Genomic DNA, 25,168 nt, shown 5'->3' with positions numbered 1-25,168 from the left:
GTTAATTCTCGTAATGTTTATTGGTCATTAGACCATAAAAAGCAATGACTACAAAACACATCAATGGTAATATAAAGGAAAAGTTAACTTCAGATAACCCTAATATTTGGGTGTCATTCACTCCAAATCCGCCTATATCAATAATTTTTCCTTGCAGCCCGGGCATTAAGGCGCCACCAACAATGGCCATAACCAGACCTGCTGCACCAATTTTTGATTCTTCTTCTTCCAAATTCTCCAATGCAATACCATAAATAGTCGGGAACATTACAGACATGCATAATGATAGGGCAACAAGGCAATAAAGTCCTATTGATCCTATTAAGAACATGGTGCCTAAAGAGGCGATAATGGCGGCACAGGCGTACAATAACAAAAGCTTTCCAGAAGATATAAATCTTAAAAGATACGTTCCAATAACCCTACCGACCAGAAACAATATGAAGGCTACAATTTGATAATTGGCAGCAGTTTCACTATCCATACCAATAGCCTCTGCGTATTGGTAAATATATGTCCAGCACATGATTTGCGCACCAACATAGAATATTTGTGATACCACACCAAAAACATATTTTCTATTTTTTTTCAACGAATTAAAGGTATGGCTTAAGCTAGGTATAGCCCCATCACCTTTAGATTGCGGCATTTTGCTAACGGCGATCAATACCAAAATAGCCAAAATAACCAATCCTAAAACAACATAGGGATCTCTGATTACCATTAAGTCTGATGTTCTGATCAGTGATTTTTTCGCTTCGGATAAAGCACTGTAATTTTCTATATCATCTGATTGTAAATTTTTAAGAACAAACTGCTGCGCAACCAAAAGTCCTAATAACAGACCGATAGGATTAAAGGCTTGTGCCAAATTCAATCGTTGCGTGGCCGTTTTAGCGTCGCCCATTGCCAGTATATACGGATTGGCAGTAGTTTCTAAAAAAGCGAGTCCGAAGGTTAAGATATAAAGCCCTAGGCAAAAGAACCAAAATTGCTCAGTGATAGCTGCCGGGTAGAATAATAACGCCCCCACTGCGTACAGTGCCAAGCCAATTAGCACACCTACTTTATAAGAATATTTTCTAACGAACAAAGCTGCCGGTAATGCCATACAAAAATAACCGCCATAAAAGGCCATTTGTACCCATGCCGCTTGAGAATTAGAGAGTTCCAACACTTTTTTAAAGGCTTGTACCATAGGGTCGGTAACCGCATTGGCAAAGCCCCAAAGCGCAAATAAAGAAGTAATTAAAATAAAAGGTAACAAGGTTTTTCTTGATACTATAGGTGTTTTATCGGTCTTTGACATTGGTGGTGAGTTTTGTTGTTAGTTGATTTAAGAGGTCTTAAGTGTGCTATAGTGCACGATCTAAATGACTATAACCGCCGTCTACGAATATGAGCTGACCGGTGGTGTGGCTAGATTTTTCAGATAATAAGAAAGCGACCATATCGGCAATTTCTTCTGCAGTGGTCATTCTATTTTCTAAAGGAATGTTTTTGGTAATTTTATCAAGTCGTTCCTCTGGGTTTGGGAATGATTTTATCCAACGGTCATATAATGGTGTATAACACTCTGCTACAATAACTGCATTAACACGAATAGAATAGGGTAGTAGTTCAACCGCCCACTCTCTGGTAAGTGCATTTCTGCCACCATTGGCAGCAGCATAGCCAGAAGTTCCACCTTGACCGGTAACCGATGTTTTGGAACCGATATTCACAATAGCACCTTTATTCTTTTTAAGTTCAGGAAGCGCATAATGCGCCATCATGTAGTAATGCGTGAGGTTTCTAGAAATAGAACGCATAAAATCATCATGGTTTCCATCTTCCAAACCTACAGAATCGTTTACACCGGCATTATTTACCAAGCCGTCAATTCTTCCAAAGCGTGCTATACAACTGTCAACAGCCTCTTTGCATTTTTGTGGGTCCGTTAGTTCGGCAAAAGCGTAACCTGCTTGTCCGCCTTCTTTTTCTATTTCAGAAATTACAGAGACGATATTCGCTTTATTTCTACCTAGAATATAAGGTATTGCACCTTCTTTTGCCAGACTGATACTTATACCTCTACCAATTCCAGATGAACCTCCAGATACTATTATAATTTTATTTTTCAGTTTTAAATCCATCGTTGGTATGTTTTAATGTTGTTAATAAATTAAGCGCTTATTCCGTAAAAATCCATAGCATTCAACCCCATTACTTTTGCTTGTTCCGTATCGGATAATTGCTTGATATAAGATGTAACTATTTTCTTTGTTTTAGCATAGCTACCAGCCAATAAACAAACAGGCCAGTCTGATCCAAATAGTATACGGTCTGTACCAAAAGCCTCAAAAACGATATCTATATAAGGCGTAAAATCCTCTTGTTTCCAAGAGCTCAAATCAGCTTCTGTTACTAATCCTGAAAGTTTGCAATATACATTGGGGCATTTGGCAAGTTTTTCAATTCCCAATTTCCAATTTTTAATTCCTGCGGATTTAATAGGTGGTTTGGCAATATGATCTAAAACGAACTTTTGATTTGAAAATTTAGAAACTAGTATCGTAGTATTTTCTAATTGATGCGGTAAAACCAAAAGATCATACGTTAGATTTAACGGAGCTAGTCTTTGAATTCCGTTGATAAATGCTCGGTCTAAAATAAAATCTTCTTTTTCTGTTTGTAGAATATGGCGTACACCTTTAAAAAGCTTGTTTTGGGCAAATTGTTCCAAGCGTTTTTGTACATTACTATCACATAAGTCTACCCAGCCAACTACACCTTTTATAAAATTGTTTTTTGCAGCCAAGTCTAATAAGAAGGCAGTCTCGTATTCAGACTGATCAGCTTGTACGGCAATACAACCATCAACATGGTTTTCAATAAGTATTGGTTTTAAATCTCTAGGTAAAAAATCACGTTGTATGATTTTCATAGTGCTATCGATCCAGCTATCTCTAACTGGATCGTACTTCCAAAAATGTTGATGACTGTCAATGATCATTTTGTGTATGCCTTGGCAACTTGTTTAGAACTACCTAATTTTTCAATACCCAATTCAACCACATCACCAGGATTTAAATACCTAGGAGGATTAAACCCTAAACCTACTCCAAATGGTGTTCCTGTAGAGATAATATCACCAGGTAACAACGTCATATATTGACTAATGTAACTTACTAACTCCGGTATGTTGAATACCAAATCTTCGGTATTGCTATTCTGTAAAAGTTCACCATTTACCTTTAGCCATAGGTCTAGGTCATGCGGATTGCTAACTTCTTCTTTGGTCGCTAAAAACGGACCTATAGGAGCAAAAGTGTCGCAACTTTTACCTTTTACCCATTGCCCTTGTTTTTCTAATTGAAACTCCCTTTCACTATAATCGTTATGTAGGGTATAGCCAGCAACATAGTCCATCGCATCGGCTTCTTCAACATAGCTAGCTTTTTTGCCGATTACAACAGCCAACTCAACTTCCCAATCGGTCTTTTTACTGTTTTTTGGGATGATAACATCATCATTGGGTCCTACGATAGCAGAAGTCGCTTTAAAGAACAGAACAGGCTCTGTAGGTACTTGCATACCACTCTCCGCTGCATGTTTTGCATAGTTTAATCCAACACAAACAATTTTAGAAGGCTTTTTTATAGGAGGTCCTAATCTTGTACTCTTATCTATTATAGGTAAATCATTAGCTTTTTCATCAACCCAAGATGTAAGTCGTGCTAAACCGTCGTACTCAAAAAAAAGCTCATCATAATCTTCACCAAAACCTGAAGTATCTATCCAATCGCCATTTTCAAGAATTACTCCTGGTTTCTCATTTTCGGGTGATCCAAATCGTATTAGTTTCATTTTTTTATTTTATCCGTTAAGTTTTATGAATCCCCCGTCAATAGGGAAATCCGTTCCAGTAATAAAAGAAGCTTCGTCTGAACAAAGGTAAAGAGCTAGGTCAGCAACTTCTTGGGGTTTACCCATTCTGCCAATTGGTTGTGTGGCAGACAGATTTTTGAACATTTCTTCCTCCTGTCCCGGGTAATTTGCTTTTATAAACCCGTCAACAAAAGGAGTGTGAATTCTAGCCGGTGAAATACAATTGCAACGTATACCATCTTTAATATAATCTTTGGCAATGGAATACGTCATGGTAAGAATAGCACCCTTACTCATTGAATATGCAAAACGATCATTTATACCCACGTTAGAAGCTATCGATGCCATATTAATTATGACACCACCATTTTTTTTCATCTTGGAAATAAGCGCATACATGCAGTTATAAGGACCTTTAACATTGACATTATAAACACGATCCAAATCATCTTCGGCAGTCTTTTCAATATTACCTATGTGGGCAATGCCGGCATTATTAATGAGTATATGAATGTCCTTTTTAGCAGTGATTTCATCCACAACACTTATAACCTGCTTTTGGTCTACAACATTACAATGGTATGCTGTAGCAACTCCACCTTGTTCTTTGATAAGATTTACCGTGCTCTCTGCATGTTCTATGTTCAATTCTAAAATATGAACATTGGCACCTTGTGCAGCAAATGTGGTTGAGATAGCTTGACCAATACCGCTACCACCACCGGTTATAATTACGTTTTTACCTTTAAGGTTAAACTTCATGTTTTAGTAGTTTATTTGTTCTTTAATTCTTCTTTCCAAAATACCCCGTCAGGAAAAGTATAGGTGTCCAATGAGTCTTCTTTCATGGTAATGCTATATCCTGGTAATTTTGGAGGCATATATGCTCCGTCTTTAATGACAACAGGCTCGTAAAAATGTTCATGTAAATGATCTACGAATTCTATGATCCTATTTTCCATTGAACCGCTAATAGCTATATAATCTATCATGGATAGATGCTGAACATATTCGCATAGCCCAACACCACCGGCATGCGGACATACGGGAATGTTGAATTTAGCTGCCATTAATAAAATAGCCAATATTTCATTTACGCCACCAACCCTACAACTATCAATTTGGCAAATACCGATGGCACCTGCTTGCATTAGTTGTTTAAAGATAACCCTGTTTTGGCAATGTTCACCAGTTGCAACCTCAATAGGTTTAACAGCTTTGGCAATTTTTGCATGTCCCAAAATATCATCGGGACTCGTTGGCTCTTCAATCCACCATGGGTTGAATTTTTTAAGCGATTCCATATTGGTAATAGCTTCATCAACATCCCATTTTTGGTTGGCATCCATCATAAGTTTTAAATCGTCGCCAATTTCTTCACGAATAATCGCGGCACGCCTCATATCGTCATGTAGGTCAGAACCAACCTTTATTTTCATATGCTTAAAGCCACTTGCCTTAGCTTCTTTGCATAGACGTCGCATTTTATCATCAGAATATCCTAGCCAACCGGCAGACGTGGTGTAGGCAGGATACCCTTTATCCTTTAAATGATCAATTCTTTCCTGCTTGCTGGTCTCTTTTTGCTGCAAAAGCTCCAAGGCTTCGGTAGGGGTGATAGCGTCTGTAATATATGTGAAATCAATACATGAAATTAACTCGGCAGGTGACATATCTGCCAATAATTTCCATAAAGGTTTCTTCTCTACTTTCGCATATAAATCCCAAACGGCATTGACCACGGCGCCGGTAGCAAGGTGAATAACTCCTTTCTCAGGACCTAACCATCGCAACTGACTGTCGCCTGTAATCATTTTCCAAAAATCACCCATATTAGAAGTAAAGCTTTCTAAAGATTTACCTACTACCAAATGCGCGAGAGATTTTATGGCTTGGGTACAAAGTTCATTACCTCTACCTATAGTAAAAGTTAATCCGTGACCTTCATGACCTTCTGGTGAATTTGTTTTTAATATTACGTAAGCGGCGCTATAATCTGGATCGGGATTCATAGCATCGGAACCATCTAAAGACTTGCTGGTAGGGAAACGAATATCCCTTGAGATGACGTCAGTAATTATAATTGAATTTGACATTGATTTTGTTTTATTCAAAATTATGGGAACATTTTGCCTAAAACCACCTCATTAAATACCAAATCTGATACTTTTTTTGCATAAAACCTATAAATGTTTTCGATGTTTGCTTAAAAAGGAAGAAGGAGATTGATCTTTAATGATTTTAAACTGACGATTAAAATTTGAAATATTTCCGAATCCGCATGCATATGCAATTGAAGTTATACTGTCCTTATTTTCTAGAAGCATTTTACAAGCAAAGCCAATTCGTATTTCATTTAAAAATCTAGTGAAAGGTTTTCTGTGGATAGTTTTAAAAAATCTACTGAATGAAGATGCGTTCATGTTGACCAACTGTGCAACATCTTTTGAGCTTATAGGAGTATGAAAGTTTTGGTATACATATTCATAAATAATATTCAATCTCTCGTTTTCTGTTTGATGAAACGTATTAATAAACCCATTGCTAGATAATAGTGTATAATTTTGTTGTTGCTCTAATTTGCTTAATAATTCAATTATTCGCGTTATTTTAATTGCAGGTTCAAGACTATGAAGGTTTTTTAATTCATTTTTTATATTATCCGTAATGTTGTGGAACTTAATTCCTTGTGCTGCTTTTTTTAGAAGACGAGCTACGGGTTGCATTTCTGGTAGCGATAAAAATTCGTGTCCCACAAAATTATCTTTGAAGTGAACGGAAACTGCTTGTGCGGTAAGCGTAGAATTTTTTTCAAAATAGGCATCATCGTTTAACCACATATGAGGAACGTTTTTACCTATAAGAACCACCTCGCCCGATTGAAATTTCTCAATGCTATCTCCAACAAATCGGGTACCCGAACTTTTGATAATATATACCAATTCTAGCTCTTCATGAAAATGCCAAACCTTTAAAAAGTTCTTATAATTATTTTGAGAAACGGTAATTGATGTGTTCGCAACACTAGATCTATCTAGTAAATGAAGCTTCATTTTATGAGTTTATCACAAAATACGAACTATTTTGTGATGTATAAAAAATATATGATTTATATTGATTACATTATACTGTCGAATAGGGTTTTACTAGGTTTCAAGGCGGAAAAGGACGAATAAAACCATATCTTCTACATATGAAATCATTTCATTCAGTGTATTGTAGTAAACTTTATCATTTTTAATGTTCATGAATATTCTCCCAATTTTAGCTCAAGGAATACTGATTAAAATGTATTCAAAAGAACAGGTTAAAGCACGTTTTGCATTAATAAATATGAAATGTTTTTTCATGTTTATGGTATTGCTATATAGTCTGATGGCACAAGGTCAAGAAAACTTTTATTTTGATCAAATTGGTACCGATGATGGTCTTTCTCAAAGTGATGTCAACTGTATTTATCAAGATTCATACGGTTATATGTGGTTTGGTACACATGATGGTTTAAATAGATACGATGGCTATTCGTTCACCGTTTTCAAACCTGATCAAAAAAGCACCAACATAAATAGTAATCTTATTTATGCCATGACGGGCGATGAAAAAGGTAATTTATGGGTAGGTAGTACCGGTGACGGACTTTTTTATTACAACAAAAAGAAAGAGACTTTTAAGCAGTTTAAGTTTGATAAAGCAAATGAGCATAGTCTATCAAATGATTACATAACCCGTTTATATCTAGATAGTAAGAATAGATTGTGGATCGCTACCAAAGAAGATATTAATATGCTTGACCTATCGGTGTCCATGGACAGTGTCAAGTTTCAAAAATTCAAGTTTGTACTTAAAGATCAAAACAAACAACAAGATGGTAGTGTTATTAATTCTATTTATGAAAATGCCGATGGTGAGTTGCTGCTAGGCGGGCATTTGGGAATTTACCAGTTAAAACTTGATGCCAAGGGTAATTCCTATTTTAAACTAATTAATGATGACATAGGCTTTAAGCATGAATCTGTGGGTGTTATTGCGCAAGACCGTTATAACAAACTTATAATTGGTACTGGGCAAGGTTTGTATGTTCAGGGTACCAAGGAAGACCCGGAATTTATAAAAATCAAAGGAGGCAACTATACTTCTTTGGCTTTTGATGATAAAAACCACATTTGGGCGGGTACCGATAATGGGTTGCTATACTTTGATAATTCTTCTAGTTTAAAACAGCCCAAGTTATTAAAATCGTTCACTTATAGACCAGAAGATAAAAACGGTATTAGTAAGAATATTATAACTTCTTTATACATTGATAGAACCGGTATTTTATGGGTGGGTACAAATGGTGGTGGGGTAAACAAGTTTGACCCGAACAGGAAAAACTTCAAACATGTTAAACGTGATTTGAGGGAGAACAGTCTTAGCTACGATAAAATAAGGTCAATTTTTGAGGATAGTAATGGCACACTTTGGGTAGGTACAGAAGGGGGAGGCTTAAATAAAAGCGTCGCAAGCAAAGAAAAATATTCTGCCTTTACCTCTACAAATCAGCTTAGAAAAGTATTTGCACTAGAGGAGATTAGTTTTAAAGGCAAAAAATATCTTTTGCAAGGCGGTCAAAACTATCCTTATTTATTTAGAATAGATATTACAAATCCTCAAAACGGTATTTCTAACGTAACCGGTTTACAAGGTTTAAAACGTAGTGTGTTTAGCTTATTGAACGATTCTCAAGATAATTTATGGATAGGCACATATTCTGGGGGTTTGTATCGATGGATAAAAGGCGATGACGGTAATTATATAAAGCAAAATTTTCAAGAAAATTCTAGTGATCCTAATTCCTTGTCCAATAATATAGTAAGGAATATCTATGAAGATAGTAAAGGAAATATATGGATCGCTACCGGAGATGGACTTAGTCAATTGACCATAACGGAAAAGTATAAAGAACAGCCAAAATTCAAGACCTATAAAACTGAAGAAGGAAATGCTTCTTCTTTGAGTCATAATTACATTTTGTCACTTTTTGAGAGTAGAAAGGGAGAGCTTTGGGTAGGTACTTTTGGCGGCGGATTAAATAAATTAATACCCGGTGAAGAAGGTGAAGTAGCTACTTTTAAAACGTATAGCATAGAAGAAGGTTTACCGAATAATGTAATTAAGGCGATTTTAGAAGATGAACAAGGTCAACTATGGGTTTCAACAAATAAGGGATTATCAAGATTCGATACCGAAAAAGAAATCTTTAAAAATTTTGATGTCGCAGACGGTCTGCAAGACAGTGAGTTTCAAGAGCTGGCTGCGGTAAAACGCAAGGATGGTGAATTAATTTTTGGTGGTATCAACGGCTTTAATGCATTTTATCCGAGGGAAATATATGATAATGAAACATCACCGGAAACGGTGGTTACCAAGCTTTCAATTTTTAATGAGGAGATTGCTGTAGGTGAAGAAGTAAATGGTAGGGTTTTATTGGATAAGAATATATCTGAAGTGGAAGATATTACACTGAATTATAGTGAAAATAGCTTTTCGTTCGAGTTTTCATCATTACACTTTTCTGCACCCAATAAAAATCAATTCGCATACAAATTAGAAGGTTTTGATAATGATTGGGTGTACACCGGTTCTGACAAAAGATTTGCGACCTATACCAATATAGAACCTGGTAATTACACACTGCAAGTTAAGTCGTCCAATAATGATGGATTATGGGATACTACTCCGTACACCCTAAATTTAACCGTAAAACCTCCTATTTATAGAACTACCGTAGCTTATATTGTTTATGGCATACTGCTATTATTGCTTCTGGTTAGCTTGTGGAGGTTTACCATTATTAGTAACACCAAAAAGCATCAGTTGGAGCTAGAACATTTGGAAAAAGAGAAAAATGATGAGCTACAGACCTTAAAACTCGATTTCTTCACCAATATTTCTCACGAGTTTAAAACACCGCTTACCTTGATAAAAGCTCCGTTAGAGTATTTGTTAAGCGGTAAAGATGAGATGGAAGCATCTAGCTTAAAAGAGCAGTATCAACTAATGCATAAAAACACCAACTATCTTTTAAGATTGGTAAATCAATTGTTAGATTTTAGAAAGATCAATCAGGGTAAAATGTCTTTAGTAGTTAGGCATACCGATATTGTTTTCTTTATAAAAGAAGTGGCAGAGCCCTTTCAATTATTGGCGTTTAAAAAATCGGTAAAATTCAATATTGTTTCAAAAGAAGCACATTATAAGACTTACTTTGACCACAATGCATTAGAAAAGGTGATAAACAATCTATTGTCCAACGCCTTTAAATTTACACCTGAAGGAGGTGAAATTACAGTAGCGATCGATGTAGAAAAAGATGAAGTATCAGAAAAAGAGAACGTAATCATAAAAGTAAAAGATAACGGTTTAGGGATTTCAGATGTTAAAAAGAGTATCATTTTTGAAAAATACTATACCGAGAAAGAAAATGAAAAAGTAAACTCTAAAGGCGTAGGTATAGGTCTTGCATTTACCAAAAGTTTGGTGGAGTTACATTTGGGCAGTATTTCCGTTGAAAATAATGAAGGTGGAGGGTCTTGTTTTACGGTGACGTTACCAACCGATAAACAAGCATACGAAGATGCAGATGATATTAGCTGTAAGGAAATAACCGATAATGATTATTTGGTTCGATCTTCTGAGGCTGAGTCACTGGCAATAGATTTAAATGACGAGCTCGAAGATTACAATCTATCTAAGGTCAGGTCTAAAAACCCTGTGTTACTTATTGTAGATGACAATCCAGATATTATACAGTTCATTAAACAGGTTATGGGTAAAACCTACACGGTTTTTGAGGCCAATAATGGTGAACGGGGTATGGAGATTGCTAAAAAAGTGTTGCCAAATATTATTATTACAGATGTAGTAATGCCGGTAATGGGCGGTATTGAGTTCTGTGAAATGATAAAAACCACCAACATTACCAGTCATATTCCGGTAATTATGTTAACCGCTAAAACTTCGCAAGAAAGTGAGATTGAAGGTTTGTCGCATGGTGCAGATGCCTATTTAAAGAAGCCGTTCAACGTTCAGGTTTTAGAGCTTAAAGTAGCGAACATCCTTAAGGATCGGGAAGAACTTCGTAAACGATTTAAAAAAGAAATTACGCTACAACCAAAAGAAGTAACGGTTACTTCTTTAGACGAGAAGTTTTTACAGCAAGCAGTGGAAACGGTAGAAAAACACATGATGAATACCGATTTTAATGTAGAAATGTTGGTGAAGGAAATGGGGCATAGTCGAAGTAATCTATACTTAAAGTTCAAAGAGCTTACCGGTTTGTCATCAAGTGAATTTATAAGAAATATTCGTTTAAAAAGGGCCATTCAATTACTGGATAACAGCGATTTTTCGGTGAAGGAAATAATGTTCAGAACTGGGTTCAATACGGCATCCTATTTTTCTAAATGCTTTAAAAAAGAATTTGGAGTGGTACCAAGCGAATACATTAAAAAAACAAAGGTAGAACAAGATTAATAGGATAAAACCAATGAATAAAACCATTAATTACGTTGTTGCACTTATATGTGTTTTAGCATGTTCTCTAAGTTCTTGTAAAGATAATAGTACTAAAAATCAGCTTACAGAACATTCATTTGAAAAACCGAATGTTCTTTTTATAATGAGTGATGATCAAGGTTATGGTGATGTCGGTTTTCATGGTAACCCCATCATTAAAACGCCACATATCGATGCTTTGGCAGCAAAGTCTACCGAGCTTACCAATTTTCATGTTGGTACAACCTGTACACCATCTAGAGCTGGTTTGCTCACAGGTCGCAATAGTAATAGAAACAATACATGGCATACCATTGGTGGCTGCTCTATATTGAACAAAGAAGAACAAACCATCTCAGAAGTTTTTCAAGAGGATGGTTATAATACAGCCATGTTCGGTAAATGGCATTTAGGTGATAATTATCCGTATAGACCACAAGATAGGGGCTTTAAAGATGCCCTGTATCATGGCGGTGGCGGTATAGGGCAAACGCCAGATTATTGGAATAACGATTATTTTAATGACACCTATTTTAGAAATGGCAAACCTGAAAAGTTCGAGGGGTATTGTACAGATGTTTGGTTTAATGAAACTATAGAATATATTGAAGATCAGAAGAATACTCCCTTTTTTGCATATGTAGCTTTAAACGCACCTCATGGTCCGTTTAACGTTCCTCAAGAATATTTAGATATGTATGCAGATGCTGATCTAAATGATACCCAAAAACGTTTTTATGGAATGATTAGCAATATAGATGACAATATTGGTAAGCTGATGGAATATCTAGAATCTTCAGGGAAATTAGAAAATACGATTGTAATATTTACCACAGATAATGGTACGGCGGCCGGTATCGGTAAAAAGAATGGGGCGGTTACAGGTTATAATGCGAATTTAAAAGGAACAAAAAGTAGTCCTTATGATGGCGGTCATAGAGTGCCGTTTTTAATCCATTGGCCAAAAGGAAATATAACTGCCGATCATTTAGAACAGAGTAATGATCTAGTATCTCATGTAGATATATTACCTACGCTAGCCAAATTCTGCGGCATTGACTTTACTCCAAAAAATGAATTGGATGGAACCGATGTTTCTCAAGTGTTTTATATAAATAAAAAACTAGAGGACCGAATGTTGGTTGTAGACACCCAACGTTTACAATGGCCGGTAAAATATAGAAATAGTTGTGTTATGCAAGGGGAGTGGCGATTGGTTAACGGCAACGAGCTTTACAACATGGATACCGATTTTGGTCAGGTAGAAGACTTGAGTTCCAAATTTCCAGAGCGAGTAAAGAATATGCAAGCGTTTTATGAAGATTGGTGGAAAAGTACTGAACAAGATATGCATTATTCAAGCATTCCTTTAAACACGCCAAACAACGAAAACGTGTTGCTTACCATTCATGATTTACATTCAGAGGATCCAATACCGTGGAATCAAGATTTGATACGGAAGGGTGAGCAACAGCCAGAGGGATATTATTTAATAGAAATTACTGAACCGGGAAACTATCAATTCGATTTGTACCGATATCCACCAGAATCTAACTTCGCTATAAACGACACTGTAGAAGAAATAGCCTCTAAACCCAATTGGAACGGACTAGCAAAAGGTAAAGGGATAAAGGTAGTGGGTGGTCAAATTCAATTAAATAACCTTGTTTTTAAGCAAGACGGAAAAGCATCGGAAAGTCATATCTCCGTTACCGGTAGCTTAGAGAACGGAAGGTATAGGTTGGCTGCCAGTTTTATTACTCCAGATACATCAGAATTTCCAGCGTATTATGTAAATATTACCAAAATATGAAAAAGCGTTTACTTATCATATTAGGGGTCATAAGTTGTTTTATTGCATGTAAAGAACAAGAGAAAACACAGAAGAAAGAAAAACCGAATTTCATTTTCTTGTTTGCAGATGATTATACATATGATGCTATAAATTCTTTGGGCAATGCAGAAATAAAAACGCCGAATTTGGATCGTTTGGTCACAACGGGGACCACGTTTACACATGCTTACAATATGGGCGCGTGGAATGGTGCTGTATGTGTAGCTTCAAGATCAATGATATTATCTGGCTTAAGTGTTTGGGATGCACAAAAGGAGTATGAAGCCTGGAAGAAAGACCAAGACTTGGAACATACTTGGGGGCAATATATGAAAGCTGCGGGTTACGAAACCTATATGGGAGGCAAGTGGCATGTTACCGCCAAGACTCAAAAAGTATTTGACTATGTAAAAAATGAAAGACCAGGTATGCCCAAAGATCGTTGGGACCATGCTGCTATGGTAAAAACTTTTGCAGAGTTGCCTAAAGATATCAATCCGGCAACGGTGATGCCTTTGGGATACAATAGACCAATAGATGAAAAGGATACCTTGTGGAATCCTGCAGACACAAAACATGGTGGTTATTGGGAGGGCGGTACACATTGGAGCGAGATTGTTAAAAACGATGCAGTTGCGTTTTTAGATGAGATCAATCACCGAGAGAAGCCTATTTTTATGTATTTGGCTTTTAATGCGCCACATGACCCTAGGCAAGCACCTCAAGAATTTTTGGACATGTATCCTTTAGAGCAAATTTCGCTTCCAAAAAATTGGCAAGAAGTCTACCCAGATAGAGTAGGTATAGATAATGATTACCAATTGAGAGATGAGGCTTTGGCCCCATTTCCAAGAACAGCCTATGCCACCAAAAAACACATTCAAGAATATTATGCATTAATTACGCATTTAGACCAACAACTTGGGGAAATTTGGAAAAAAGTAGAAGAAACTTTAGATCCAAAGAATACGTATATAGTTTTTACTGCCGATCACGGTTTGGCCATAGGCAAACATGGGCTAATAGGCAAGCAAAGTTTGTTCGATCATAGTATACGTGCACCTTTTATTATTTGCGGACCGGATATACCTAAAGACAAAAAGGTAAATACTGACATCTATATTCAAGATGCTATGGCCACTGCGCTAGATTTAGCAGGGGCGCCAGCAAAAGAAAAGGTGTTCTTTAGTAGCATATTACCACTGGTTAAGGGCACACAGAAAAGTAGTTATTACCCGTCAATTTATGGGTCATATGTTAATTCGCAGCGAATGATCAGAAAAGATGGATTTAAATTGTTGGTATACCCAAAGTTGAACAAACTATTACTTTTTAACATGGAAGAAGACCCAGATGAAATGAAGGATTTAGCAACCAAAGCAGAATATAAAGCAAAGGTGGAAGAGCTTTTTGGAGAATTGCAACAGTTACAAATGAAGATGAAAGATTCGTTAGACTTATCAGCCACTTACGCCACGTTTAAATCAAAAATATAACGCTAGATGTTGAAGTTTAATTGGAGATATGGGTGCATAGTTCTACTGGCAGTATTATTATTGGCTTGTAAAGGAAAGGTAGAGGAGAAACGATTTACGTTGATATCTGAAAAGCAATCTAATATAGATTTCAATAATAAGATTTGGGAAACAGAAGAAATGCATTATTTCTCATTTCCTTATTTATACATAGGTGCAGGTGTTGGGGTAGGAGATTTTAATAATGATGGCTTGGAAGATATTTTCTTTTCGGGTAACCTAGTACCCTCCAAGTTCTATTTGAATAAAGGGGGCTTTATTTTTGAAGATATTACAGAGGTGGCCGGTATTACTGGTGATTCGTGGGACAACGGGGTTTCTGTCGTTGATATTAATCAAGATGGATGGTTAGATATTTATGTTTCCGTTGGTGGATTCACCACTGAAAACATAAGAAAAAACAAGCTGTATGTTAACAATGGGGATGCTACCTTTACCGAGCAAGCAGCTGATTATGGCATTGCCGACAGTGGTTTTTCTACGCAAGCGGCCTTTTTGGATTATGATAAGGATGGTGACTTGGATCTGTACTTGTTAACACATGCCAAGGAGAATACAGATCAAGTAGAAAAGCTTTATACATTAAAAGATGGATCGGGTCCCAGTACTGATAAATTATATAGAAATGAAGGTATTGGTCCAGACGGTCATCCCGTTTTTAAAAATGTATCGGCAAGTGCAGGTATTTTAACAGAAGGATATGGCCTTGGAGTAGCCGTTGCCGACATCAATAAAGATGGATGGCCCGATATTTATGTAGCCAATGATTTTTTAGCTAGTGATTTATTGTACATCAACAATCAAGATGGTACGTTTTCAGATCAATTGTCATCTTATTTTAGTCATACCGCCCGTAATAGTATGGGAATAGAAATGGCTGATTTTACGAATAATGGACTGCTTGATATTTTTGTTTTGGATATGCTTCCCGAGTCAAATGAGCGCCAAAAAACCATGACGGCCAACATGAATCCACAACACTTTAAAGAAACTATAAAAAAAGGATTTCAGCCACAGTTTATTCGTAATGTGTTGCAATTGAACAGAGGTGAAGGTACTGATGGTAAGCCAATATATAGCGAAGTTGGTCGCTTGGCAGGTTTGCATGAAACCGATTGGAGTTGGGCTCCCTTAGCGGCGGATTTTGATAATGATGGATCTAAAGATTTATATATTACGAATGGTTTCAGAAGAAATATAACCGACCATGATTTTCAAGATTATTCTAGTCAGCAACATATTTTTCAAAAGGGAACGGGTAAAATGCGCGAAGCAAAGGTTGTGAAGCGAATTTTAGACTTAGATAGTATATACTTGCCCAACTACATGTTTAAAAATGAGGGCGAATTAAAGTTTGAAAATAAAGTGAAAGATTGGGGCTTTGACAAGGCTTCTTTAAGTAACGGTGCAGCCTATGCCGATTTTGACAATGATGGTGATTTGGATTTGGTGGTTAATAACATCAACGCCCCTGCATTTTTATATCAGAACAACTCAAATAAAAACCATTACCTACAATTAGACGTAATAGGTAAAGAAAATAATAAGAATGCATATGGTGCACAGGTAGGATTGCATTTTAAAGATGGTACAGTGGCGTATCAAGAAAAAAATCCGGTTAAGGGATACATGTCTAGTTCTCAGCAAAAATTACATTTTGGCTTGTCAAAGAATAAAGAGTTGCAAAAAGTATCTATTACATGGCCAGATGGAATTTCAGGTGAATTTTCTCCGGAACGTTTAGATACCATTTATCGCATTGATCCATCAACAATAGAATTGGTTAACGCGAAAGGAAAAAATAAGGGTTCTACCTTATTGACATCTTTCATGTTAAACCATACCCACGTAGAAAACAGGGGAAACGATTTTATCCATGAGCCCCTACTTTTACATCAGTTCGATTATAATGGCCCTTCAACAGCAGTTTCGGATTGTAACGGAGACGGTTTAGACGATATTTTTATTGGTGGTAGCCGGGGTAATTCAGGACAATTATTGTTTCAACAAAATGATGGTACTTTCATCGCTAAGCCATTAGCCGAACAGCCTATTTATGAAGATGGAGGAGCATTGTTCTTTGATGCCGATACAGATGGCGACTTGGATCTTTATATAGTAAGTGGAGGCAGTGCGGTAAAATACTTTGATAAAGGGCATTATCAAGACAGGTTGTACTTAAATGATGGAAAGGGCAATTTTAAATATAACCCCGATGCGTTACCACCAATCTTGGCAAGTGGTTCTTGCGCAGTGGCCACTGATTTTGATGGGGATGGTGATTTGGATTTGTTTGTAGGTGGTAGGGTGACACCAGGGAGTTTTCCAATTGCCCCAAAAAGTTATTTATTACGTAATGATGTGGGTAAATTTACAGATGTAACCTTACAATGGGCGCCAGAACTATCGGAAATCGGTATGGTTACCTCAGCAATTTTTTCTGATGTAGATAATGATGCTGAAATGGATTTGTTAGTGGTAGGTGAGTTTATGTCGATTACGTTATTTAAAAAGAAAGATGGAAAATTAATTAAAACTGCAATTTCACCTTCCATTGATTCTGCAAAAGGTTGGTGGAATAGTATCGTTGGGGGCGATTTCGATAATGATGGCGATACCGACTATGTCGTAGGTAATCTGGGCAGTAACCATGCTTACAAAGTCACCAAGGAAAAACCGCTACGTATTTATGCGAATGATTTTGATAGTAATGGCAGTGTTGATGCCATAGCTACAAGATTTATCCGTGATAAAGAAGTAAGTATAGCACCTAGAAATTTATTGGCTACCCAGTTAAATAGTGTAAAAGGGGTGTTTAGAAGTTATAAGGAATTTGCAGAATCTAGCACTCAAGATTTATTGCGGGTGTTAGACACTACTTCTATGCAAATTTTGGAAGCCAGCGAATTTGCCTCAGTGTATCTGGAAAATACAGGAGATGGTAAATTAGAACCTATTCAACTGCCGTTGGTTGCTCAATTTTCTGTTGTACAGGGTATGCAAGTTGCCGATGTTAATTTTGATGGAAATTTAGATTTGTTAGCGGTAGGTAATTTATATCATACAGAGGTGATTTCTGGGTATATAGATGGTGGCAATGGATTGGTTCTGTTAGGTGATGGCAAAGGAGGTTTTAGGGAATTACCTTATAGGGAAAGTGGTTTTTACGTGCCCGGTGACACCAAAAGTTTAGTTCAGTATCAAAATAGTGATCAACAACCGCGATTTGTGGTTACGGTAAATAACGGAGGTACTAAAGGATTTAAATATCAGAATGCTAAGATAGATTCAATAATTTCTTGGCCAAATGGCACTACTAAGGCTGCCCTAGAGTTGCAGAATGGAAAAATTAGAAAAGTAGAAAGATATTGGGGTAGTGGCTATCTGTCCCAACCAGCACAGTATATTTTAAAATCAGATGCAATTCGCACTGTTGAATTTAAATAATAGTGCATACACCATAAGTAAAGGAAACAGCTACTCAATATTTAGAAATGTCACATAACCTGTTTTTAGAGTGTATGGATGACATGCTTTTAGACTCACATTGAAAGATATTCAGAAAACGATTGGTCTTGCAAAGAAGAAGTATTTAATGATGAATGGTAATATTGTTATATAATGATTTATTAGAGAATTAAGTGCTACAAAACAATTAGAAAAGTAAGTATAAGGTAGTGGTCAATTGTAATACAATTGCCCTACCTTTTTTTATTTGGTCCCGTTGAATTATCATTTTTACAACCTCAAATAGATCGTAATTCCACTTAACATAAGATAGTTTTCAAAAGGTTACTGTATATCAGTCTTAAAACGAGTCGTTTAATCATTTGTTTCATTGATAAAAACAAATGTTGCATTATCCTTAAGGACTTGGGAATACATTTGATGATATAAAATAATAAAGAATACAAAATTATGGGATTAACAAAAGCAATGAAATTATTCGACAGCTGGGTGCCATTGATCTTAATGGTCATTGGTCTTTTAATGTCGAGTAACCAATATGTCCTGGCTCAAGATGGAACAGTTTCAGGAACAGTAATCGATGGTTCGGGTATGCCACTTGCTGGAGCATCGGTTTTGGAAAAGGGTACTACAAATGGTACACAAACCGACTTTGATGGTAACTATTCCATTGGGAATGTAAGTGATGGAATTTTAGTTTTTAGTTACATTGGTTTTAAATCTAAGGAGGTCGCTATTTCTGGGCAATCCATTATTGATGTAGTGCTGGAGGAGGATGCAAGTCAATTAGATGAGGTGGTTGTAATTGGATACGGAACACAAAAGAAAAGTGATCTTACAGGAGCTGTTTCGCAGGTGGCATCCAAAGATATTGATAAATACACCTATAGCGATGCCTCTCAGGCATTACAGGGTCGTATGGCGGGGGTCAGTGTTCAAACCCAAGGGGGTTCCCCTGGGGCAAGTGCAGTTATAGCCATTAGAGGTACGGGTACGATGTCAGATGCAGGACCGTTATATGTAATCGACGGCATGTTGACCGGAGGGATGGAGTCGCTTAACCCATCGGATATTGAATCGATATCGGTTCTTAAAGATGCTTCTGCAAGTGCCATTTACGGTTCAAGGGCCGCTAACGGTGTTGTAATCATCACAACTAAAAAAGGTAAACGAGGCGGACTTACCGTAGATTTTGATACAAGTTATGGTTTTCAAAGTGTAATCAATACTCTTGATTGGGCCGATGCAAGTCAATATGCCGAAATATCAAATAGGGCAGACGACAATGACGGTTCAGCAAGAAAGCCTGCTAACGATACTGAATTTGATCCCTCATATTCAAGCGATTTGTATAAGGAATCGCTGAGGTCCGCAGCCGTTCAAAATACCAATATAAGATTGGCAGGCGGTGGGGAGAATACGCTGTTCAGCTTTTCGATGAACTATTTTGACCAAGATGGAATAGTAAAATATTCCGATTTTAAAAGATATACGGCAAGGGCTAATGGAAGTTTTACCAAAAACAAGTTTAAATTAGAAACAACCTTAGGACTAACACGAACCGTAAACAATCCGAACCCTTATTTTAACAAAGAGCGAAATATTTTGCCCACTATAAGATTGAAGGATTCGAATGGTGACTGGAGCTCATCGGATTTGGAGGAAAGAGGAATTGATGCTTCTCCTGGTTCGTTCTATGGCCAATCGTCTATCTATAACGAATTAGGGATGGCTGCTTTGGAAGATCGTACGGTCACCAGAAATACTTTTTTAGGAAACCTGTCTCCTTCTTATGAGATTATCGATGGCCTTACTTATAAGTTGAATCTAGGTCTGGAATACTACAACAACAATAATTACACCTTTACCCCAAACCATCCCGTTTTTTTAGCAACAGGGGTGTCAAGTGGTATGGCTGAATTGAATGAAACCAACGTAACGTACCAATCATGGTTATTGGAAAATACCTTGAACTACCAAAAAGTATTTGGAAATCACTCTATCAATCTACTTGGTGGGTACACCGAGCAAGAGACCAATTCAAGGTCTTTAGGGGTAATTGCCAGAGGCTTTCCTTCCAATGATATTAGGGTGGCGTCCGCTGCTTTGGAAATTCAGAATGTACCTTCTGAGGATATCACTTCCACCATTCAATCATATTTTGCTAGGTTAAACTATGTGTTCGATGATCGTTACCTTCTTACGGCCACGGTTCGTAGAGATGGGTCCTCTTTGTTTACTGATGATTTGCGATGGGGAACTTTTCCCTCTATGGCCTTGGGTTGGAACGTAAGCAACGAGAAATTTATGGAAGACAATTCCTTGATCTCTGATTTAAAGTTACGGGTCAGTTATGGAGAAATAGGTTCAAACAATGTTTCTGCCTACGCGATCGATCCATCCTTGAACTTATTTAGCGAGTATATTTTGGGTGAGGCACAGACCAGGGTTACGGGTTATTCCATCACGCAGGGTGTAAATCAAAACATTACCTGGGAAACCACAAAAACCACTGATATTGGTGCCGAACTGGGTATTTTGGACAATAGGTTGAGGTTTACAATGGACTATTTTATTAAAAAATCTGAAGATGTATTGGTGGGTCTTAGACTACCCTTGTACACCGGGTTTGGTAATGAGGTTCCCTTTAATACAGCCAGTGTAGAGAATAAGGGTTTTGAATTTTTAGCCGACTATAAAGAGCAGTTGTCCGACGATTTTGTATTAGGGGTTTCTGCCAATTTCTCATTGCTTGATAATGAGGTGACTGCGTTGGGCGATGCTTCCCCGATCATTCAAGGGTCGTTTACATCAAATACAATTAACAGTACCAGAACCGACGTTGGTCAACCTATATCTTCTTTTTATGGGTATATCGTGGACGGAATCTACCAAACGGATGCCGAGGCTACTGCTGCCAACGATCAAGTTGGTAATCCAAGCGCCGGAGATTTTAAGTTTAAAGATTTAGATGGCGATGGTGATATAGACGATGATGATCGTACCTATATAGGAAACCCTACGCCAGACCTTGAATATGGATTTAACCTAACGGCGGAATACAAAAAGTTTGACCTTAACCTCTTTTTCAACGGTGTTGCGGGCAATGAAATTCTAAACGGAACAAAGTATAGAGGCTATTTTGACTTGGAAGGTAACTATTTTGCAGACGCCTTAAATGCTTGGTCACCAACTAATACTTCTACTAATATCCCTAAGAATACCAGAGCAGATTTAGGGTTCAATAGAAGGATGTCTACTTTTTACCTAGAGCCTGGTGATTACTTCAGGCTTCGCAATGCCCAGTTGGGTTATTCGTTCAGCGATGCACTACTTGAAAAAATGAAAATCAAAAAAATGAGATTGTATGTATCGGCAACTAATCTGTTTACCATTACCAATTATACTGGTTATTATCCAGAGGTAGGAAGAAACAGTAGGGGAGCTACAGGAAACAACAGTATTTTCAATTCAGGGGTAGACGAAGGTACATATCCAACACCGAGGGAGTTTAGACTAGGATTACAAGTATCATTTTAAACAAAAAAAAGTTAAGCTATGTACACAATAAAAATATCAAAAAGGGTATTGATCGTCTTTATCGGGATGTTGTTCTACACGATTAGCTGTAGTGATGACATTCTTGATCAGACCAACCCAAATGTAATTACCCCAAATTCATTTTGGAATACCGAGGAAGATGCAGAAAAGGGAATCATCGGTGCATATAGTCCATTTACCAATATTTGGTACTATACTAGATTTGAGATTTTCACATCAGATTATAGAGATGATGTCGTAAACGGGTTCAATACTTCAGAACGTACCGCTGTAGGTTATTTCAGTGGTACATCAGAAAGTAATGCCACATTTTGGGTGTGGAGTGCTATGTACCAATGCGTTACTAGGGCAAACGAGGTGTTGTTCAATGTTCCGAACATAGAAATGGATGCCGATTACAAAGACAATATTTTAGGTGAAGCCTATTTTATTAGGGCATTCAACTATTTCAATTTGGTCAATAACTGGTTAAATGTTCCATTGATTACAACGCCAATTTCTGAAATTGAGCAACCGAATCTTATAGAGCAGGCAGATCCTGCAGAAGTTTGGGCCTTAATTGAATCTGATTTGAAGAATGCGCAAGCGTTATTGCCAGATTCTTGGTCAGCTGACGATGTTGGAAGGGTAACGAGTGGTGCGGCAACAGGAATGTTGGGAAAAGTTTTCTTGTATCAAGAGAAATACGCCGAGGCAAAGGCAGAATTTGAAAAGGTTATGGATGGACGCTACCAATTGGCAGAGGATTATACCCATAACTTTACCGAGGCTTATGAGAATAATGTGGAATCCTTATTCGAAATTCAGTTGATTTCTGATGGAAATTCCGGGTGGGGCGCTGATGCTCCGGGAGTTGGGAAAGGAGCTGCTTTCCAACCCGATTTGGCTCCTAAAGGTTTTACCAATCAAGATGGAATGCGAATCAACGAATGGGTTTTAGATTTGTACAATGATGAAACTACGGTCAACGGAGAAATAGATCCTAGGGCTTTCGCGACCTTGTTTTTTAACTCAAATGATTCAACAGAATATAGAGGTAGGTATTTAAAATCAAGAACTTATGGTAATAAAACCTACGCCGAAGCCTTATCTGAAGATGGTACCGATATTTTTGCCAATAAATATTTGGATTGGGAATATAACGGTTTTACAGAATCTCAACAGCTAGGCTGGTACGGATCGGGAAACAATGTTAGAATTCTAAGATATGCAGATATTCTACTCATGTTCGCAGAGGCAGAGTTTATGCTCAACGGTTCTTCTCAAGCTGCATTAGATGCCATAAACCAAGTTAGGGAAAGGGCTGATATGCCCCCACATGCAAGTATTACCATGCAAGATATTGAAGATGAAAGGGTAAAAGAATTGTCTCTTGAACGTACTCGATATTTTGACCTTTTACGCTGGGACAGAGTTGTTGAACGAATCGTAAATAATCCCGAGTTAAAATCGGAAAGTGCTGGTACTAGTGCCTATAAAGCAGGTAGAGAGTATATTGCAATCCCACAAAATGAGATTGATGGTAACCCAAATTTTAAACAAAATCCGGGGTATTAAAGAGAGTTTAGAAATGGCGGCCAAGGGTCGCCATTTCTATTATTAACCTTAAACTTCCCGTATATTACATATTTATCATTAAAAAATAAAAGCTCAATACATATCAGAATGAAAAAAGTCTTTAAAATTTTAATGTTTGCATTGGTGCTTTCATCTTTGGCCTGTAACGAAAAATCGACAGATGTTAAAGAAGAAAAAAAACAGCCAAATATCATCTTCATTATGGCAGATGACCATACTACCCAAGGTTTGGGCGTTTATGGAAGTAGACTGGCATCTTTGAATCCGACTCCGACATTAGATAAGTTGGCAAATGAGGGTATGTTGATGGAAAATGTTTTTGTAAACAATTCTATTTGTGTACCAAGTAGGGCAGCTATAATATCTGGGCAAAGAGCGCAAACAAACGGTGTGCTAGATTTGGAAGGTGCCTTACCGCCAGCTAAGCAATACTTGCCGAAAGAGATGAAAAAATTGGGCTACGAAACTGCAATTATCGGTAAGTGGCATTTACATGATGAACCTGCGGAATTTGACTACTACAAGGTGCTTCCGGTTCAAGGCAAATATTTTAATCCCGATTTTAGGGTTCGTGGAGAGCAGGAATGGCCTAACAATGTAGTGCACACAGAAGGACATTCAACTGATGTTATCACTGATAATACCATAGATTGGTTAGATAAGGGAAGGGATAAATCAAAGCCCTTCTTTTTAATGCATCATTATAAAGCACCTCATGATGATTTTGAAAATGCTCCTCGTTATGATGATTATTTGTCAGATACCTTTATTCCAGAGCCAGAGAGTTTATATGATAATAAAAACAATGGCTCGGTAGCTACTAGAGGTATGAACGATTCGCTTACGCGTATTATTGGTTCATCGGTTTCTAGAAGAAATTTAATTCGTAATCAAGCCATGAATATTTATACCGATAGCTCTATTTACAAACAGTATAGCGATCAAAATACAATTGGGACAGATGAGCATAAAAAATGGCAGTTAACACCAGAGGAAAAAGAGATAACCTCAAAGGTATATCAAGATTATTTAAAGCGTTATCTGCGTTGTGTTAAAGGGGTAGATGACAATGTAAAAAGGTTGATTACATATTTGGAGGAAAATGATTTGTTAGAGAACACGATTATTGTGTACACCGGCGATCAAGGTTTTATGTTAGGAGAACATGATTATATCGATAAAAGATGGATGTACGATGAATCTATGCGTATGCCTTTCTTTGTTCGTTATCCTGAGAAAATTAAAGCAGGTACACGTTCAGATGCTATGATTAATAATACGGATTTTGCTCCTACACTTATTGAACTTGCAGGAGGTACCGCACCAGATTATATGCAAGGCAATAGTTTTAAATCAATTTTGGAAACAGGTGAGGAACCAGAAGACTGGTCGCAATCTACTTATTATCGTTATTGGATGCATTTGGCGCACAGACATCAGAATCCGGCACATTTTGGACTAAGAACCAAAGATTATAAGTTGACATTCTTTTACGGTAGGTATTGGGTAGATACAGACGACCCCAACGCTGAATATAATAAAGCAAGCTGGGGTAATGATTTTACCAATAAAACACCAGTGGCGTGGGAATTCTATGATTTAAAGAACGATCCCAAAGAAATGAACAATGCTTACAATGACCCTAAGTATAAAGAGGTAATAGCTAATTTAAAAGAAGAATTGGTGAAGGTGCGAGAAGAATTGAACGAAACCGATAAAAATTATCCGCACATACAAAAGGTAATAGACAAGCATTGGAATGATTAAATAAATATTTCATCATCTT

Annotated in this window: 14 protein-coding genes; 7 read left to right on the top strand and 7 right to left on the bottom strand. The window is 37.2% G+C overall.

Annotation, left to right across the window (positions count from 1 at the left end):
- Nucleotide 1: 1 nt before the first annotated feature.
- The 7 genes from fucP to DCS95_RS04645 all read right to left on the bottom strand — a co-directional run bounded on the left by fucP (nt 2) and on the right by DCS95_RS04645 (nt 6,923).
- Nucleotides 2-1,309, bottom strand: a complete 1,308-nt coding sequence (gene fucP / locus DCS95_RS04675) for an L-fucose:H+ symporter permease (RefSeq protein WP_116769650.1) — start codon at nt 1,307-1,309, stop codon at nt 2-4.
- Nucleotides 1,310-1,355: 46 nt separating this feature from the next.
- Nucleotides 1,356-2,135, bottom strand: a complete 780-nt coding sequence (locus DCS95_RS04670) for an L-fucose dehydrogenase (protein ID WP_116769649.1) — start codon at nt 2,133-2,135, stop codon at nt 1,356-1,358.
- A gap of 29 nt (nt 2,136-2,164) precedes the next feature.
- Nucleotides 2,165-2,995 (bottom strand): amidohydrolase family protein, encoded by an 831-nt coding sequence (locus DCS95_RS04665; RefSeq protein ID WP_116769648.1) that lies wholly within the window; start codon nt 2,993-2,995, stop codon nt 2,165-2,167.
- On the bottom strand, nt 2,992-3,849 hold the full coding sequence (locus tag DCS95_RS04660; RefSeq protein ID WP_116769647.1) for a fumarylacetoacetate hydrolase family protein: 858 nt from the start codon (nt 3,847-3,849) through the stop codon (nt 2,992-2,994). The genes DCS95_RS04665 and DCS95_RS04660 overlap by 4 nt, the downstream gene beginning before the upstream one ends.
- Nucleotides 3,850-3,858: 9 nt before the next feature.
- On the bottom strand, nt 3,859-4,632 hold the full coding sequence (locus tag DCS95_RS04655; protein WP_116769646.1) for an SDR family NAD(P)-dependent oxidoreductase: 774 nt from the start codon (nt 4,630-4,632) through the stop codon (nt 3,859-3,861).
- Nucleotides 4,633-4,643: 11 nt separating this feature from the next.
- Nucleotides 4,644-5,966 carry an L-fuconate dehydratase gene (locus DCS95_RS04650; RefSeq protein ID WP_116769645.1) on the bottom strand — a complete coding sequence of 441 codons (1,323 nt, stop codon included), beginning with the start codon at nt 5,964-5,966 and terminating at the stop codon, nt 4,644-4,646.
- A gap of 87 nt (nt 5,967-6,053) precedes the next feature.
- A complete protein-coding gene (locus DCS95_RS04645; RefSeq protein WP_116769644.1) occupies nt 6,054-6,923 on the bottom strand; it encodes an AraC family transcriptional regulator in 870 nt (289 codons plus the stop codon).
- A gap of 235 nt (nt 6,924-7,158) precedes the next feature.
- Here DCS95_RS04645 and DCS95_RS04640 point away from each other — a divergent pair, with 235 nt between their 5' ends.
- From DCS95_RS04640 to DCS95_RS04610, 7 genes are all read left to right on the top strand, one after another.
- A complete protein-coding gene (locus tag DCS95_RS04640; RefSeq protein WP_164674117.1) occupies nt 7,159-11,385 on the top strand; it encodes a hybrid sensor histidine kinase/response regulator transcription factor in 4,227 nt (1,408 codons plus the stop codon).
- Nucleotides 11,386-11,398: 13 nt separating this feature from the next.
- Nucleotides 11,399-13,219: an arylsulfatase gene (locus tag DCS95_RS04635; protein ID WP_116769642.1), complete on the top strand. Its 1,821-nt coding sequence runs from the start codon at nt 11,399-11,401 to the stop codon at nt 13,217-13,219.
- A complete protein-coding gene (locus DCS95_RS04630; RefSeq protein ID WP_116769641.1) occupies nt 13,216-14,736 on the top strand; it encodes a sulfatase family protein in 1,521 nt (506 codons plus the stop codon). Before DCS95_RS04635 ends, DCS95_RS04630 begins: the two co-directional genes overlap by 4 nt.
- A 6-nt stretch (nt 14,737-14,742) precedes the next feature.
- A complete protein-coding gene (locus tag DCS95_RS04625) occupies nt 14,743-18,222 on the top strand; it encodes a VCBS repeat-containing protein (protein WP_116769640.1) in 3,480 nt (1,159 codons plus the stop codon).
- 471 nt (nt 18,223-18,693) lie between these two features.
- Nucleotides 18,694-21,783: a SusC/RagA family TonB-linked outer membrane protein gene (locus DCS95_RS04620; RefSeq protein ID WP_244178377.1), complete on the top strand. Its 3,090-nt coding sequence runs from the start codon at nt 18,694-18,696 to the stop codon at nt 21,781-21,783.
- A gap of 18 nt (nt 21,784-21,801) precedes the next feature.
- Entirely contained in the window at nt 21,802-23,361 is a 1,560-nt protein-coding gene (locus tag DCS95_RS04615; protein WP_116769639.1) for a RagB/SusD family nutrient uptake outer membrane protein, read from the top strand.
- Between the two features lie 108 nt (nt 23,362-23,469).
- Entirely contained in the window at nt 23,470-25,149 is a 1,680-nt protein-coding gene (locus DCS95_RS04610) for a sulfatase family protein (protein WP_116769638.1), read from the top strand.
- The last annotated feature ends 19 nt before the right edge of the window (nt 25,150-25,168 follow it).

Source organism: Maribacter litoralis, assembly GCF_003075045.1.
GTDB lineage: Bacteria > Bacteroidota > Bacteroidia > Flavobacteriales > Flavobacteriaceae > Maribacter > Maribacter litoralis.
Note: the sequence above shows the minus strand (reverse complement) of the source record. Positions and strands in the feature narration are given on the sequence as shown.